This window comes from Cupriavidus sp. D384 (genome assembly GCF_001652915.1).
In the GTDB taxonomy this organism is placed as follows: domain Bacteria; phylum Pseudomonadota; class Gammaproteobacteria; order Burkholderiales; family Burkholderiaceae; genus Cupriavidus.
Window position 1 is genome coordinate 15595 of sequence record NZ_BBQI01000096.1, and the last position, 16163, is coordinate 31757.

Sequence of the window (16163 nt, forward strand, 5' to 3'; positions counted from 1 at the left end):
CGCCGTCTTTATCTCACCACTTGCCAAACATGACTGCATCCCTGACGACATCGCCCTGTCGCCGCCTCGCGCCCGCCCTGCTGGCGGCCATCGCCGCTCTCGGCCTGACGCTGGCCGCGCCGGCCATTGCCGAACGCGCCGACCAGGGCAAGCCGCTGGTGCTGGAGGCCGACAACGCCAACTACGATGACGTCAAGCAGATCTACACCCTCACGGGCAACGTGGTGCTGACCAAGGGCACGATGGTGCTGAAGTCCGACGCGGCCGAGTTGCGCACCGACCCCGAGGGCTACCAGTACGCCATCGCCACGGCCAAGCCCGGCCATCAGGCGTATATCCGCCAGAAGCGCGACGGCGTGGACGAGTACATCGATGGCTGGGGCGACCGCATCGAATACGACGGCAAGTCCGAGATCAACAAGCTGATCGGCCATGCCCGCGCGGCACGCGTGTCCGGCGTCGGCGCGAAGATCATCGACGAGATCCGTGGCGCGGTGATTACCTATGACAGCCGCAACGAGTACTACACCGCCACCGGTGGCGACACCAACACCACGGCCGGCAATACGTCGGGCCGCGTGCGCGCGGTGCTGTCGCCGCGCGCGGACGCCAGCGCCCCGGCCGCGTCCGGCGCGCCGCTGGACCTGAAGCCGTCCACTGCGCCCAAGCCTTAACGTTTTACCTCCAGCCAGTCCTGATGAACGATACCGCCACGCTCGCCGCCTCTGCCCCGTCCAACGCATCCGCCGTCCGCACCGACAGCAGCACGCTGGTCGTGCGTCACCTGAAGAAGCGCTACGGCACGCGCACGGTGGTCAAGGACGTATCGCTCGACGTGAAAAGCGGCGAGGTGGTGGGGCTGCTTGGTCCCAACGGCGCGGGCAAGACCACGTCGTTCTACATGATCGTGGGCCTGGTGGCACTGGACGAAGGCGACATCGTCCTGGACGACGAGCACATCAGCGGCCTGGCCATTCACGAGCGCGCCCGCATGGGCCTGTCCTACCTGCCGCAGGAAGCGTCGGTCTTCCGCAAGCTCAACGTGGAAGAGAACATCCGCGCGGTGCTGGAGCTGCAGCTGGAGAACGGCAAGCCGCTGCCGAAGGCCGAGATCGAACGCCGCCTGGATTCGCTGCTGGACGACCTGCAGATTGCCCACCTGCGCAACAACCCCGCGCTGTCGCTGTCGGGCGGCGAGCGCCGCCGCGTGGAAATCGCCCGCGCGCTGGCGTCGTCGCCGCGCTTCATCCTGCTCGACGAGCCGTTTGCAGGCGTGGACCCGATCGCCGTGGGCGAAATCCAGCGGATCGTGAGCTTCCTGAAGGCGCGCAATATCGGCGTGCTGATCACCGACCACAATGTGCGCGAAACGCTGGGCATCTGCGACCACGCGTACATCATCAGCGAAGGCACCGTGCTGGCCGCCGGCCAGCCTGAGGAAATCATCGCCAACGAGTCGGTGCGACGCGTCTACCTGGGCGAAAACTTCCGCATGTGAGGCCCCGGCCGCCCTTGCGGCCACTCTTCCGACGCGCCGTCCGGCGCGTCGTCGGCAGGTCATTTTTACCGCACTTGCCAACGGTTTTTCCAAAGCCGTTTCCGATCAGGAACCCGAAGCGATAGGATGTAGCAAATTCCGTTCCAACAACGGAAAGATGCGCATAGAATAGGTCGCATGAAACCTTCGCTTCAGCTCCGCCTCTCCCAGCATCTGGCCCTGACGCCGCAACTGCAGCAGTCCATTCGACTGCTGCAGCTTTCCACACTCGAACTGCAACAGGAGGTGGAACAGGCGCTGACGGAAAACCCGCTGCTTGAACGCGAGAACGACTGGATCGAAAGCCCGCTTCGCGTGGCGGCAGACGGCTCCGTCAACCTGCAGAGCGCCCCGGCGCCGGCGCCGGCCGAGCCGCAGGCCAACGGCGACGACCGCGGCGAGCACGCGGCCGGTGGCGACGACGAAGGTTTTGGCGATTCCGCGGGCGAAGACTATGGCAGCGACTGGAGCCTGGACGACTTCGCTCGCCGTCCGCAGAACGACGAAGACGAAAAGACGCCGATGCAGTTGCGCGACGCGGACCCCACGCTGCGCGAATACCTGATGGAACAGCTGACGCCGCTGAAGATTTCGGCGCGCGACAAGGGCCTGGCCATTTTTCTGATCGAATCGCTCGACGACGACGGATACCTGAGTGCGTCACTCGAGGAAATCTGCACCGAACTGCCCGAAGAGCTGGAATTCGAGATCGAGGAAGTGCAGGCCATGCTGACGCTGCTGCAGAGCTTCGATCCGCCAGGCGTGGGCGCGCGCAACGCCGCCGAATGCCTGAGCCTGCAACTGAAGCGGCTGCAGCATCCGCAACGCGAACTGGCCCTGTCCATCGTCAACCATCATCTTGAACTGCTGGCCGTCAGGGATTACACGCGTCTCAAGAAAGCGCTGCAGGTTGACGAAATTGCATTAAAGGCAGCGCACGATCTGATCCGCTCGCTGGCACCCTACCCGGGGCATGCGTACAGCCGCCCCGAAGCGGATTTCGTGGTGCCCGACGTGTTCGTGCGCAAGAGCGGCAGCGGCTGGATTGCACAGCTGAATCCGGATGTCATGCCGCGCCTGCGCATCAACGACATGTACGCGCAGATTTTGCGCGGTGCAAAAGGGGAAGCGGGTGCGGCGGGCCTGCAGCAGAAGCTGCAGGAAGCGCGGTGGCTCATCAAGAACATTCAGCAAAGATTCGACACGATCCTGCGGGTGTCGCAGGCAATTGTGGAGCGTCAGAAGAACTTCTTTTCGCACGGCGAAATAGCAATGCGCCCCTTGGTTTTGCGGGAAATAGCCGATACACTCGGTTTACATGAGTCGACCATTTCCCGGGTGACTACGAACAAATACATGGCCACGCCAATGGGTACTTTCGAGTTGAAGTACTTTTTTGGAAGCCACGTCTCCACGGAGACGGGCGGCGCGGCCTCATCCACGGCGATCCGCGCGCTGATCAAGCAACTGATAGGAGCCGAAGACCCCAGGAATCCTCTTTCCGACAGCCGCATCGCCGAATTGCTGGGCGAACAGGGCTTTGTGGTCGCACGCCGCACGGTGGCCAAATACCGCGAAGCGCTGAAGATCCCCGCAGTGAATCTCCGCAAGTCTTTGTAGCCGAGCCGCAACCGCCTGCCTGGTGCGGCTCTTTCAGAAGGAGAAGCGCTATGAACTTCAAGATCAGTGGACACCACCTCGACATCACGCCGCCGCTGCGTGAGTATGTGGAAACGAAACTGGAGCGAATTGTCAGGCATTTCGATCAGGTCATTGGCGTGAGCGTGCTGCTATCTGTCGACAACCACAAGGAAAAGGACAAGCGTCAGTACGCGGAAATCAATCTTCATCTCAAGGGCAAGGACATCTTCGTCGAAGCGCACCATGAAGACCTGTACGCGGCGATCGACTGTCTGGTCGACAAGCTCGACCGGCAGGTGATCCGCTACAAGGACCGCGTGCAAGGCCATGACCGGGAAGCGGTCAAGTACCAGATGGCTGAAGCCCAACTACAGCAACAATAGGCTGGCAACTCCTGAACTGCCCCTGGAGGTGGACTTCAGCGTCCGCCTGAAGGACTGATAGGAAGAAAGCAAAGCCGCGCATCTGCGCGGCTTTTTTGATGGGCGCACGCCGCTGGCGGGCCGAAACTCTCCGTTACCTTCGCGCCACGTCTGAAACCATTTGATTCACCGGGGGTGTTCGCATCTTGCGCCGCTCGGTGTATGCTGCGCCATACAATAACGACAGGCAGAACGGTCCCGGTGACCCGCACGGCATACCGCATGACGGAAGATCATGCAGGCGCTGGCGGCAATATCCGGGTGGGCAATCCGGCCGGCCAAACCGCGGCACCACCCGCGGCACCGGCGCTGCAGCGCACAAGCGCGCTGTGGCCCTGCTCTATAATGAGCCGGACGTTCCAATGCGGGCGTCCACCAAGCACTCGATATCCTGAATTGCCCCATCCGGCGGGACGGCATTTGTGCGCCGTATCGCCAACCTGACTTCTCGTGCATCGCCCATGAATCGTTTGGCCAAATTGCTGCCACCCGGCAACATCCACCTCGACGTCACCGTCACCAGCAAGAAGCGGGTCTTCGAGCAAGCCGGGCTCCTGTTCGAGAACAACCATGGTGTGGCCCGGGCCACCGTCACGGACAACCTTTTTGCGCGCGAATCGCTTGGCTCCACTGGCCTGGGTGCTGGCGTGGCCATCCCGCACGGCCGCATCAAGGGCCTGAAGCAGCCGCTGGCCGGCTTCATGCGCCTGGCAGAGCCGATTCCGTTCGAATCGCCCGACGGCAAGCCGGTCTCGCTGTTGATTTTCCTGCTGGTGCCCGAACAGGCCACGCAGCAGCACCTCGAAATTCTTTCGGAAATCGCACAATTGCTGTCGGATCGCGAGATGCGCGAAGGCCTGGCCACGCTGCCCACGCCCGAAGCCGTCCACCAGTTGCTGACCGAATGGCATCCGTGACGATCCGCAGGCCGGCCCGGCTGGCCGGCTGAAGCCATACCCTGCCCCCTCGTAGAAAGTCATCCCGCATGGAACTCACCGGCGTCACCTCGCAGTCGATCTTCGACGACAACGCAGCCGACATCAAACTGTCGTGGGTCGCCGGTCTGGAAGGGGCCGACCGTGCCTTCGACGTCGAATTCGCTCGCGAAGCCACTTCGGCCGCCGATCTGGTGGGCCACCTGAACCTGATCCACCCGAACCGGATCCAGGTGCTGGGCAAGCCCGAAATCCAGTATTACCAGCGGCTGGACGACGAACCGCGCAAGCGCCAGATGGGCGAACTGATCCTGCTGGAACCGCCGTTCCTGGTGGTGGCCGATGGCATGGAGCCACCGCCCGACCTGGAATTGCGTTGCACGCGCTCGTCGACGCCGCTGTTCACCACGCCAGTGTCCTCGGCGGCCGTGATCGATCACCTGCGCCTGTACCTGTCGCGCATCTCGGCACCACGCGTGACGATGCACGGGGTGTTCCTCGACATCCTGGGCATGGGCGTGCTCGTCATGGGCGAATCGGGCCTGGGCAAGAGCGAACTGGGCCTGGAACTGATCTCGCGCGGCCATGGCCTGGTGGCCGACGATGCCGTCGATTTTGTCCGGCTGGGCCCTGACTTCATCGAAGGCCGCTGCCCGCCCCTGCTGCAGAACCTGCTGGAAGTGCGCGGCCTGGGCCTGCTCGATATCAAGACGATCTTTGGCGAAACGGCGGTGCGCCGGAAGATGAAGCTCAAGCTCGTGGTGCAACTGGTACGCCGCAATGACGGCGAGTTCGAGCGGCTGCCGCTCGATTCCCAGTACCTCGATGTGCTGGGGCTGCCGATCCACATGGTGAAGATCCAGGTGGCGGCCGGCCGCAACCTGGCCGTGCTGGTGGAAGCCGCAGTGCGCAACACGATCCTGCGCCTGCGCGGCATCGACACGCTGCGCGACTTCATGGACCGCCAGCGGGCTGCCATGCAGGCCGACGTGGTCTCGCGTGGGCAGGGCCGCCTGCTCTGAGCCGCCGCCGCACCCAAATCGTGCAGACGCCCGCTTCATGCGGGCGTTTTTCATTTGCTTACAAGCCCGGCGCGGCGCCTCGTCAACGAACTGCTGACGGGCGCCGTTTTGTGCTGTAATGGGCGCCGAGCCCAGGTTCCGCCAGACGCCGGCATGGCGCGCGGCCACGATGTGTTTCCACAGCCAGGAGAGAAGCATGAAGAAGCTGATCGCGATGTGTGTGCTGGTTACCCCCCTGTTCGCCACGGGCGCGTTTGCCCAAAGCGCTTCGGCCCCGGCCGCTGCCGAGAAGTCCGGCAAGACCGCACAGCAGGAAAAGATGGCGGCCTGCTCCAAGGCCAACAAGGGCAAGAAGGGAGACGAATACAAGAAGGCACAGAGCGAGTGCCTCTCGGGCAGCGGCCCCGCACCGGCAGCCGCCGCCGAGCCGAAGACCCAGCAGGAAAAGATGGCCGCCTGCTCCAAGGCCAACAAGGGCAAGAAGGGCGACGAATACAAGAAGGCGCAGAGCGAGTGCCTGTCGGCCAAGCCGGCAACCTGATCGGCGCACGGCAGCCCGATAGGCGCCCCGCCTACGGCGATTTCCCCCTCGAAAATGGCGAATCCTCTGCGATTCGCCATTTTTGTCTGGGGCACCCTGTCATGACGCGGTTACCTTGCGGTGCTATCCTTGCGTCGCTATGCGGATCATTCTCATCACCGGAATTTCCGGCTCCGGCAAGTCTGTCGCCCTGAACGTCCTGGAAGATGCAGGCTACTACTGCGTCGACAACCTGCCGGCCCAGTTCATCCCCGAGCTTACGGCCTATCTGGCCGACCAGGGGTACTCCCATCTTGGCGTGGCCACCGACATTCGCAGCCGCGAGTCGCTGGCGCGTCTGCCGGACACCGTCCGCGAGCTTTCCGCCCATCACCAGGTGCAGGTGCTGTTCCTGACGGCGAATACCGATGCGCTGGTGCAGCGCTATTCGGAGACGCGCCGCCGCCACCCGCTGTCGACACGCGTCGGCGACGGGCCGGGGGGTATCCAGGAAGGCGCCAACGCGGCCAGCCCCGCTGCAACGGTCAGCACGTCGCTGATCGAAGCCATCGAAATGGAGCGCGAGCTGCTCAGCCCGTTGTCCGAGTCGGCCCATCGCATCGATACCAGCAATGTGCGCACCAACACGCTGCGCAGCTGGGTCAAGGAGCTGATCCGCAACGACAGCGCCAGCAGCCAGTCGCTGACGCTGCTGTTCGAATCGTTCGGCTTCAAGCACGGCGTGCCAAGCGACGCCGACATGGTGTTCGATGTGCGCTCGCTGCCAAATCCGTACTACGACCTGGCCCTGCGGCCGCTGACCGGCCGCGACGCCCCGGTGGTGGACTTCCTGCAGAGCCAGCCGATGGTGCTGGCGATGGCCGAGGACATCCGCGCCTATGTCGAGAAGTGGCTGCCGAGTTTCATTGCCGACAACCGCAGCTACCTGACAGTGGCCATCGGCTGCACGGGCGGCCAGCATCGCTCGGTGTTCATTGCCGAACGACTCGCCAACTATTTCCGGGCCCATGGTAATGTGCTGGTCAGACACCGCGAATTGGCCCCGCCCGGCTGACACGCGGGCTTGAAGGGACGGCCCCCGGCGCCGTCCCGCCACTGGAGCGGCCCATCGCATGTCGACACTTCCCCCCGGCACCGCATCCGCCGGCGCCATCATCGAGGCGCTGCCGCTGTTTCCCCTCAATACGGTACTGTTCCCCGACGGACGCCTGCCGCTGCGCGTGTTCGAGAAGCGCTACGTCGACATGGTGCGCAACTGCATGCGCGATGGCACGCCGTTCGGCGTGTGCCTGATCTCCAGTGGCGACGAAGTGGCGCGCCCGGGCCACGACACGGTGCCCGAGGAAATCGGCTGCCTGGCGCAGATCGTCGACTGCAACATGGAACAACTGGGCGTGCTGCTGATCGAGACTCGCGGCCGGCACCGTTTCCGCATCCTGTCGCACACCACGCGCGACGACGGCCTGCTGGTGGCCCAGGCCGAAGTGCTGCCCGAGGATGTCATCGACTGCAAGCTCGAACTGCTGAGCGAATGCCTGGAGGCGCTGCGCCGCATCGTGGCATCGGTGCATAGCGAACAGCCCGACAAGTCCAGGCTGCCGTTTGCCGAACCCTATCTCTGGGACGACCCTACCTGGGTGGCGAACCGGCTCTGCGAACTGCTGCCGGTGCCGCTCAAGGCCAAGCAGATGTTGATGGCTCTGCCCGACGCCGGCATGCGCATCGAGATCGTGCATCGCTACATGCGGCAGCACCACATCGTCTGATCGCCGTTCGCGCGCTTCGAGCGCCCCACGGCCATCAAGGGCCGTCAGAAATTCAGAAAAGTCCGATACGCGCCTGGTCTTCGAGCAGCCGCCGCACGGGTGCGGGCGTGCCCAGCGCGTCCAGGTCGTCCAGCGACAGCCAGCGCGTCTCGCCGTTGGCACGCAGCGTTGCCGCGTCCAGATCCACGCGGATCGCACGGATCAGCAGGCGGAAGTGCGTAAAAACGTGTGTCAGTTCACCTGTCAGATGCGCGCGTATCGGCTGGCCGAATTGCCGTGCCGTCTCCAGCGCGGCATCCTCGGCGGCTTCGGCGTCGAACGGCAGGCTGTCCACCGCGATCTCGGGCAGGCTCCACAAGCCGCCCCAGATGCCGCTGTCAGGCCGCAGGTTGACGATTACATCGCGCCCATGGCGCACGATCAGCATCACGGTGCTGCGCTCGGGTATCGCGGCACGCGGCTTGGGGGTCGGCAGCAATGCCGTCAGGCCGTCCCGGCGCGCCACGCAATCCACGGCAAGCGGACAGTTGTCCGCATCGCCCAGGCACGCCGGCTTGCCACGCGAGCAGATCGTCGCGCCCAGGTCCATCAATCCCTGCGTATAGGCCACCATGTCTTCGGCCTGATTCTGGCCGGCGGGCGGCAGCGCCTGTTCGGCCAGCGCCCACATGCGCGTCTCGATGGCGCGCTCGCCGGGATAGCCGTGGATACCGAACACCCGCGCAAAGACGCGCTTGACGTTGCCGTCCAGGATGGGCGAACGCACGCCCGCGCTGAAGGCGGCAACGGCAGCCGCCGTCGAGCGCCCGATACCCGGCAAGGTGACCAGCACCGCCGGATCGGTCGGAAACACGCCGCCGTGGTCTTCCATGACCACCTTGGCGCAGCGATGCAGGTTGCGCGCACGCGAGTAGTAGCCCAGGCCGGCCCACAATGCCATCACCTCGTCGGCGGGCGCAGCGGCCAGCGCGGCCACGGTGGGCAGTGCCGAGACGAAGCGCTGGAAGTACTCGATCACGGCCGCCACCTGCGTCTGCTGGAGCATGATCTCCGAGAGCCAGATGCGGTATGGATCGCGCGTGTTCTGCCACGGCAGGTCATGCCGCCCATGCTGGCGCTGCCAGGTGACCACACGCATGCCGAAATCGGCAGGTACGGCGGTTTCATCGGGGAGCACGGGAGCGGCGGCAGGCTTGCGGGGCATTGCGGGGTGTCTGGAAAAGAAAAAGCGCCGCTCGAAGGCGGCGCCACATGATACCAACGATGACGCAACGGCTATGCCGCGCGCACCGCGGCCTCCACCGGCACTTCGAGCAGCTTGCGCGTGAACGACTCGATCCTGGTGCTTCGTTCGTCCAGGCCGTTCAGCACATCCTCCAGCTCGGCGATGCGGCTTTCCAGCGTGTCGGTGGCTTCGTGGATGCGTTCGATCGAATCCACGCGGCGGCGCAACTGCTTCTGATGCTCGCGCACCTGCGCTTCCAGCGGGGTCATCACCGACTTGAGCCAGATCTCGATATCGCGGTTCAGGTCGCGGAAATTCTCCAGCACGCGGCTGGCCATCGTCGCAAAGGCGTTCTGCACCAGCTGCGGACGCGACCGCGTCAGCATGTTCACGGTGCCGAAATGCGCGTTGACCAGCGCCAGCGTCTCCTGCAGCTCGGCCGTGTAGCGCGATGTCACGAACTGCATCGGCGACGGCAGCGTGAAGCCATGCTCGGCATTGAAGCGGCGGTACATGCTGTCCACCAGCTGATGCAGGCCGGTGATCTTCTGGTCGGCGTCCTGGATCAGGCCGGCCAGCTGGCCGAACAGCGCCTCCATGTCCTCGCGCAGGCCGCGCGAGAAAAACCGCTCCTTCATCTGCTCGCGCTTGTCGCGCATCGTGCGGCGCACGTCGCGCAGCTGCAGGCTCTTGATGATGTCGGCGCTGTGGCGGCCGAACACCAGGCGCAGCGCCTGGAACTTGGCGATGCTCTGCTCGAACTCTTCCTTCTCGCTCTGCACGCGCATCAGCATGTGCTTGACCATCGCGTGGTTCTTGCCACGCAGGCCGCGCAGCTCGAACAGCTGCTCGACGATATCGCGACGGCGGCTCTGCAGCAGTTGCTGCGCGCCGCGCGACATGTCCTGCACCAGTCGATGCACCTGGTCGGACACGATCTCGCGCCGTTGCGGAATCAGCTGGTCGGACAGCACGTGCTCGAACTGCATCAGGTTGCTGCGCACCAGCATGGGCTGATCGTGCGTGACCTTGGCCACCAGGCCCTTCTGTGCCGACACCGGATAGACGCGGCGTTCCTCGATTCCGAGCGTCTGCGCCGTGGTGCGAACCTGGCGCGCGATCTCCCCGGCAATCTCGGGCGACGACTTCAGCGGGTCCCACAGGCCATCGATCTTGTTCAGCACGGCCAAGCAGCCGCGGCGGTGGCCGGCGCCCACATGGCTGCGCCACAGTGCCAGATCGCTCTTGGTCACGCCGGCATCGGCGGCCAGCACGAACACCACCACGTGCGCATCGGGAATCAGGCGCAGCGTCAGTTCCGGCTCGGTACCGATGGCGTTCAGGCCCGGCGTGTCCAGGATCACCAGCCCCTGGCGCAGCAGCGGATGCGGGAAGTTGATCACCGCATGACGCCAGCGCGAGATTTCGACCATGCCGTCGGCGTCTACCGAATACGCGGCATCGGGATCGTTCTCGTTGTACAGGCCCAGCGATTCGGCCATGGCCGGCGTCACGCGCGTGGTTTCCACCACGTGCTGGAAGGCGGCCAGCATGCCCTCGGGCGACGACGGGTCCAGCGGCACCGTGGTCCAGTGCGAGTTGGACGAGCCGGGCTCCATGAAGTCGGCCGTCGAGGCGTCCTGCAGGCGCGTCTCGATCGGCAGCAGCCGGATGCAGGGCTGCTCGTTTTCGTCGTAGCGCAGTTCGGTCGGACACATCGTCGTCCGTCCGGCGGACGAAGGCAGGATGCGGCGACCGTAGTCGGCAAAGAAGATGGCGTTGATCAGCTCGCTCTTGCCACGCGAAAACTCGGCAATGAACGCCACCTTGAGGCGGTCGCTCTTGAGCACGCTCTGGATGCGCTGGGCGCGGTCGTCCGCGGTAGCGTCATGCAGGTCGTACTGTTGCAGCCAGGATTGGAATTCGGCGAGTGACTGAAGGACCCCGGTTCTCCAGGCGCCATATTGTTCGAATTGATGGGCGAGGCTCGTCATGAGTGATTCGCTGTGTCGGCTCGGATTTATGGTTTTGGGCGCGTATCGCACGACTGGCGCCGGGCTTGTCCGTTGACCCGCGGACCCGAAGCCAGTCGTCCCGCCAGATGCCCTTGTCATATGGGCGAATCCGGCAGTTTTTGTAACTTTTTATGACTGCGCACACGATACAGGTTTCCGGACACATTTTGTGGAATTCGCGTCCCTTGTGGCGGTTCTGTGCCTGGAGTGTTGCGCCGACCCATCGGCAATGTATTGCAACAATATTTCCGCCATCGGATTGCCATGCCCGGCGCCGCGTCAGCCTGCACCGGCCGTTTCCGGCTCAACCGCTGCCGGAGGGCGTCCCTGGCACCGGCCTCAATGCTGGCAATGCGGGCAGTAGAACGTCGAGCGCTGCCCCTGGACGATCTGCCGGATCGGTGTGCCGCAAACGCGACATGGCTCGCCGGCGCGGTCATAGACCAGGCAATCCAGCTGGAAGTAGCCGCTGCTGCCGTCGCTGCCCACGAAGTCGCGCAGCGTGCTGCCGCCCCGGGCGATGGCTTCGGTCAGCGTTTCGCGCACGGCGGCGGCCAGCTTGTCGTAGCGCGCCAGGCTGATCCTGCCGGCAGGCGTGGTCGGACGGATACCCGCCCGGAACAGGCTTTCGGAGCAGTAGATATTGCCCACGCCGACGACGATTTCCCCGGCCAGCAGCGCCTGCTTGATCGCCACCGAGCGGCCCCGCGTGAGCCTGTGGAACCAGGCGCCGTCGAAACGCGGGTCGAATGGCTCGATGCCAAGCCGCCGCAGCAGCGGGTGTTCGGAGAGTGCCGCTTCGGCCAGCGGCGTCCAGATAATGGCGCCGAAGCGCCGCGGGTCGCGGAATCGCAGCACCATGGCGGCATGGTCCTGCGGCGCACCCGGCGCGTCGGGCGGTGCCAGCGCGATATCGAGGTGATCGTGGGCGCCGGCCGGCGGCGCGTCGGGGTACACGCGCAGCGTGCCGGTCATGCCCAGGTGGACAAGCAGCCAGCCCGGGGCGTCGTCCCCGGGGGCAGGGCTCTTCTCGCCGGCGGGTGCCGGCAGGCATTCGAGCAGCAGGTATTTGCCGCGCCGTTCGATACGGCCGATCACCCGGCCGGTCAGGTGCGCCTCGAGTTCGGGCTCCACGGGCCAGCGCAGCCCGCGATGACGCACGGTCACGTGGACGATGCGGCGGCCCACCACATGCGGCAGCAATCCGCGCCGCGTGACTTCGACTTCCGGTAGTTCTGGCATCCGCCCCGTCTCCCGGCCGGAATCCGGCCCAGCTTTCTCAACCTCGCAGAACCTATGGGCAGCTTTTGCGCTCCAATGACGCAGGGAATTCCCTGCCGCCATGCCACCATTGTGCGGGTTCCCATACGTAAGCGCCCTGCGAGGCAAGCAGCGCATTGTAGCGGCAGGCTACAATGGCCCCATCCATTCCCACGCCCCGTGCGCCGGAGCTTTGATTTCATGCCGGACCAAATCTTGCCCTCTCAAGCCATGCGCCCGGAAGCCATCTCCATGAACACATTCCGTTTCCGTCGCCATGCGCGCGCCCTGGGCGTGGCCGCGTGCCTGGCATTTGCTTCGCTGGCCCATGCCGCCCCGGCAACGGTCGCGCAGGACGATGACGAAGTCATCGAAGTGCCTGCGCCGTCGAAGGCCAAGGCCGCGCGTACGCCGCTGCCGGATGTCGCGCTGACGCCGGACATCCTGTACCGCGTGCTGGCAGCCGAAATCTCGATGCAGCGCGGGCTGGTGGGACCGGCCTACCGCACCTACATGGATCTGGCCCGCGAAACCCGCGATCCGCGCCTGGCGCAACGGGCCACGGAAATCGCCTTCAATGCGCGCGTTGCGCAGCAGGCACTCGACGGGGCGCGCCTCTGGGCCGACCTGGCACCGAAATCGCCCGCGGCACGGCAGGTCCTGTCGACCCTGCTGGTCCTGAACGGACGCTGGGAGGACGCTGAACCGCTGCTGGTACAGCAACTGGCGGCGGCCCCGGCCAACCATCGCGGCGAAGCGATCCTGCTGCTGCAGCAGCAGATGGCGCGCACCAGCGATCCGGCCGGCGCGGTCGGCGTGCTCCAGCGCATCACGGCCAACGACGCAAAGCTGGCGGAAACGCACCTGGCCTTGGCGCGTGCGCGCGAGGCCGCCGGCGACAATGCCGGCGCACTGGCCGAACTGGACCAGGCGCTGCGCATCAAGCCCGACCTGGAGCCCGCCGCACTGATGGCAGCCGAACTCCAGGCCGAATCTGCCACCGACAAGTCGATCGAGTTGCTCAAGCGGTTCCTGGCCAAATCGCCATCGTCGGTCAATGGTCACATCACGCTGGCGCGCCTGTACCTGCAGAAGAACGACATGGAGGCCGCGCGTGCCGAATTCGAGGTGCTGCGCAAGGTGGCCCCGAACGACCCGCGCGTGCCGCTGGCACTGGGGCTGACCAGCCTGCAGGCCCGCAGCTATGACGACGCCGAACGCTATCTGAAGGAATACCTGCAGATGGCCGAGAAGTCGCCGGCCGCCAGCCCCGACATCGCGTACCAGTACCTGGCCCAGATCGCCGAGGAAAAGAAAGACTACGCGGCGGCCATCGGCTGGCTCGACAAGATCGAGGACGGCCGCCTCGCCACCGCCGCGCAGGCCAAGCGCGGCCAGTTGCTGGCGCGCATGGGCAAGCTCGACGATGCCCAGGCCGTGTTCGGCGACCTGCTGGCCGATGCCGAGGATATTTCCGATCCGGTGCAGCGCGCCCAGCGCATGACCGCGATCCGCCAGGCCGAAGTGGGCGCACTGCTCGAAGTCAAGGCCTACGATCGCGCGCGCAAGTTGCTGAACGAACGCGTGAAGGTTGAGCCCGACAATGCGGACTGGCTCTATGAGCTGGCGATGCTCGACGAACGCGAGAAGCGCTACGACAGCATGGAAAAGGGCCTGCGCAAGGTCATCGCCCTGCAGCCGGAGCAGAAGCAGGGCTACAACGCGCTTGGCTATTCGCTGGCCGACCGCAACGAGCGCCTGCCCGAAGCGCGCAAGCTGCTGGAACGCGCATCGGAACTGGGCCCGGACGATCCGTACATCATGGACAGCCTGGCGTGGGTGAAGTATCGCCAGGGTGAACTGCAGCCCGCCGCCGACCTGCTGAAGACCGCCTACAGCAAGGCGCCCGAAGCCGAGATCGGCGCGCACCTGGGCGAGGTGCTCTGGCAACTGGGGCAGCACGAGGAAGCGCGCAAGACGTGGACCGAGTCCGCCAGGGTAGAGCCCGAGAATCCTACGCTGATTGACACGCTGCGCCGCTACAACCAGAGCGTGTCGCTGTCCAAGTAGTCCGCATCGCGTAACATGACCAGCCGCCCGGGCCTTGCGCCCGGGCGCTGCTTTCTGGCGATCCATCGCGCGTCGCGGCCCTTCACGACAGGCCTGGCCGATGCCGTCACCATCCATCAACCGCCGCCTTGTGTCGCCAGCAAACATCCAACGCCGTTCAACTTCCGCCAACTTGCACATGCTCCGATCCCGACGCCTGGCCCTGCTCTGCGTGGCCGCCCCGCTCTGGCTTGCCGCGTGCAGCACCATCACGCCATCCCGCAGCTTCGACGCCGGCGAGTCGGCGCGCAGCGAGCACTACACCGGGCGCTTTGCCGCCAACTACACGCGCTACGGCCGCAGCGAAGGCGTGCAGGGCAGCTTCCGGTGGCAGGAACAGGGCCGCAACGTTCGGCTCGACCTGATCTCGCCGCTGGGACAGACCCTGGCCGTGGTCACCAGCACCCCGTCCGGCGCCACGCTCGACCTGCCCAACGAAAAGCCGCGCAATGCACCCGAGGTGGACAGCCTGATGGAGCAGGCGCTGGGCTTCTCGCTGCCGGTGTCCGGCATGCGCGACTGGCTCCATGCGCGGCCGGCGCCAGGCGCGCCCGCCAGCGTCACGCGCGACACGAACGGACGCCCCGACACGCTGAAGCAGAATGGCTGGACCGTGCGCTACGTGGTCTGGCAGGACACCCCGGAAGGCAACTCCGCACCATCGACCCAGCCGCGCCGCATCGACATGGCACGCGACGGCAATGAAGCGCCGCTCTCCGTACGGCTGGTGATTGACCCGACATCCGAAAAATGACGCAAGCCATGACCGCAGGCACCGCCCTGCCGCCCGCCGAACTGCGCAACTGCCCCGCGCCGGCCAAGCTCAACCTGTTCCTGCACGTGACGGGCCGCCGCCCTGACGGCTACCACACGCTGCAAACGGTGTTCCAGTTGATCGACTGGTCGGACACCCTGCACTTCCGCCGCCGCGACGACGGCGTGATCGCGCGGGTCAACGACATCCCCGGCGTGCCGGCCGACACCGACCTGGTGGTGCGTGCGGCGCGCGCGCTGCAGCAGGTCTGCGGCACGCCGTTCGGCGCCGACATCGCCATCGACAAGATCCTGCCGATGGGCGGCGGTATCGGTGGCGGATCGTCCGACGCCGCCACCACGCTGCTGGCGCTGAACCATCTCTGGGGCGCGGGCTTGCCGCGCGAAGAACTGATGCGCATCGGCCTGGCGCTGGGCGCCGACGTGCCCGTTTTCGTGTTCGGCCAGAACGCCTTTGCCGAAGGCGTGGGCGAGGAACTGACGCCCGTGGACCTGCCCGACAGCTGGTTCGTGGTTATCCATCCGCGCCAGCATGTACCGACTGCTGCAATTTTTTCGGACGAGCGCTTGACAAGGGATTCCCCGATCTCTATAGTTGCGGACTTCGCTGCTTGCACAAACAAATTCGCTTTCGGTCGCAACGACTTGCAAGCGATAGCAACAGCGAAGTTCGGCGAAGTTGCCCGAGCCCTTGAATGGCTGAGACAATACAGTCCGCATGCAAGGATGACCGGTTCCGGAGCCTGCGTATTTGCCCGTTTCGAAGACGAGCACGATGCGCAGAAGGTGATGGAAAGGTTGCCATCCGATTGGGATGGCAGGTGTGTGAAAAGCTTGTCTCACCACCCGCTCGCAACGTTCGCATAGCAGGTTTTCGTTTGGCGAAGTACTGAAGTAAAGTTCGGTTCGGCGACAG

The 16163-nt window shown here is 65.2% G+C and carries 15 protein-coding genes; 12 read left to right on the top strand and 3 right to left on the bottom strand.

The features are described 5' to 3' along the window. Positions 1 to 29: 29 nt before the first annotated feature. From lptA to A9J21_RS23620, 9 genes are all read left to right on the top strand, one after another. A complete protein-coding gene (gene lptA / locus A9J21_RS23580; protein ID WP_066739672.1) occupies positions 30 to 674 on the top strand; it encodes a lipopolysaccharide transport periplasmic protein LptA in 645 nt (214 codons plus the stop codon). 23 nt (positions 675 to 697) lie between these two features. Then, a complete protein-coding gene (gene lptB, locus A9J21_RS23585; RefSeq protein WP_066739674.1) occupies positions 698 to 1498 on the top strand; it encodes an LPS export ABC transporter ATP-binding protein in 801 nt (266 codons plus the stop codon). A gap of 177 nt (positions 1499 to 1675) precedes the next feature. Next, positions 1676 to 3157, top strand: a complete 1482-nt coding sequence (locus tag A9J21_RS23590; protein WP_066739677.1) for an RNA polymerase factor sigma-54 — start codon at positions 1676 to 1678, stop codon at positions 3155 to 3157. A gap of 50 nt (positions 3158 to 3207) precedes the next feature. Beyond that, positions 3208 to 3561 carry a ribosome hibernation-promoting factor, HPF/YfiA family gene (gene hpf / locus A9J21_RS23595; RefSeq protein WP_066739680.1) on the top strand — a complete coding sequence of 118 codons (354 nt, stop codon included), beginning with the start codon at positions 3208 to 3210 and terminating at the stop codon, positions 3559 to 3561. A gap of 500 nt (positions 3562 to 4061) precedes the next feature. Continuing rightward, positions 4062 to 4517, top strand: a complete 456-nt coding sequence (gene ptsN / locus A9J21_RS23600; protein ID WP_066739687.1) for a PTS IIA-like nitrogen regulatory protein PtsN — start codon at positions 4062 to 4064, stop codon at positions 4515 to 4517. Between the two features lie 68 nt (positions 4518 to 4585). After that, positions 4586 to 5557, top strand: a complete 972-nt coding sequence (gene hprK / locus A9J21_RS23605) for an HPr(Ser) kinase/phosphatase (protein ID WP_066739689.1) — start codon at positions 4586 to 4588, stop codon at positions 5555 to 5557. A gap of 196 nt (positions 5558 to 5753) precedes the next feature. Then, entirely contained in the window at positions 5754 to 6098 is a 345-nt protein-coding gene (locus A9J21_RS23610; protein WP_066739897.1) for a PsiF family protein, read from the top strand. Positions 6099 to 6237: 139 nt separating this feature from the next. Next, positions 6238 to 7152 (top strand): RNase adapter RapZ, encoded by a 915-nt coding sequence (gene rapZ, locus A9J21_RS23615; protein ID WP_066739691.1) that lies wholly within the window; start codon positions 6238 to 6240, stop codon positions 7150 to 7152. Positions 7153 to 7210: 58 nt separating this feature from the next. Then, positions 7211 to 7864, top strand: coding sequence for an LON peptidase substrate-binding domain-containing protein (locus A9J21_RS23620; protein WP_066739692.1), 654 nt, complete (start codon positions 7211 to 7213; stop codon positions 7862 to 7864). 52 nt (positions 7865 to 7916) lie between these two features. On the opposite strand, the gene mutY is transcribed toward A9J21_RS23620, so the two are convergent. From mutY to mutM, 3 genes are all read right to left on the bottom strand, one after another. Next, positions 7917 to 9068, bottom strand: a complete 1152-nt coding sequence (gene mutY, locus A9J21_RS23625; RefSeq protein WP_066739694.1) for an A/G-specific adenine glycosylase — start codon at positions 9066 to 9068, stop codon at positions 7917 to 7919. Between the two features lie 71 nt (positions 9069 to 9139). Beyond that, positions 9140 to 11083, bottom strand: coding sequence for a dynamin family protein (locus tag A9J21_RS23630; protein WP_066739696.1), 1944 nt, complete (start codon positions 11081 to 11083; stop codon positions 9140 to 9142). 360 nt (positions 11084 to 11443) lie between these two features. Beyond that, positions 11444 to 12346 (bottom strand): bifunctional DNA-formamidopyrimidine glycosylase/DNA-(apurinic or apyrimidinic site) lyase, encoded by a 903-nt coding sequence (gene mutM / locus A9J21_RS23635; RefSeq protein ID WP_066739705.1) that lies wholly within the window; start codon positions 12344 to 12346, stop codon positions 11444 to 11446. 270 nt (positions 12347 to 12616) lie between these two features. Between mutM and A9J21_RS23640 the strand changes: the two genes are divergently transcribed. The 3 genes from A9J21_RS23640 (at position 12617) to ispE (ending at position 16114) form a co-directional block, all read left to right on the top strand. Beyond that, positions 12617 to 14434 (top strand): tetratricopeptide repeat protein, encoded by a 1818-nt coding sequence (locus A9J21_RS23640; protein WP_231907020.1) that lies wholly within the window; start codon positions 12617 to 12619, stop codon positions 14432 to 14434. 178 nt (positions 14435 to 14612) lie between these two features. Beyond that, on the top strand, positions 14613 to 15227 hold the full coding sequence (lolB, locus tag A9J21_RS23645) for a lipoprotein insertase outer membrane protein LolB (RefSeq protein ID WP_066739709.1): 615 nt from the start codon (positions 14613 to 14615) through the stop codon (positions 15225 to 15227). 8 nt (positions 15228 to 15235) lie between these two features. Beyond that, entirely contained in the window at positions 15236 to 16114 is an 879-nt protein-coding gene (gene ispE / locus A9J21_RS23650; RefSeq protein WP_066739902.1) for a 4-(cytidine 5'-diphospho)-2-C-methyl-D-erythritol kinase, read from the top strand. Positions 16115 to 16163: the final 49 nt, after the last annotated feature.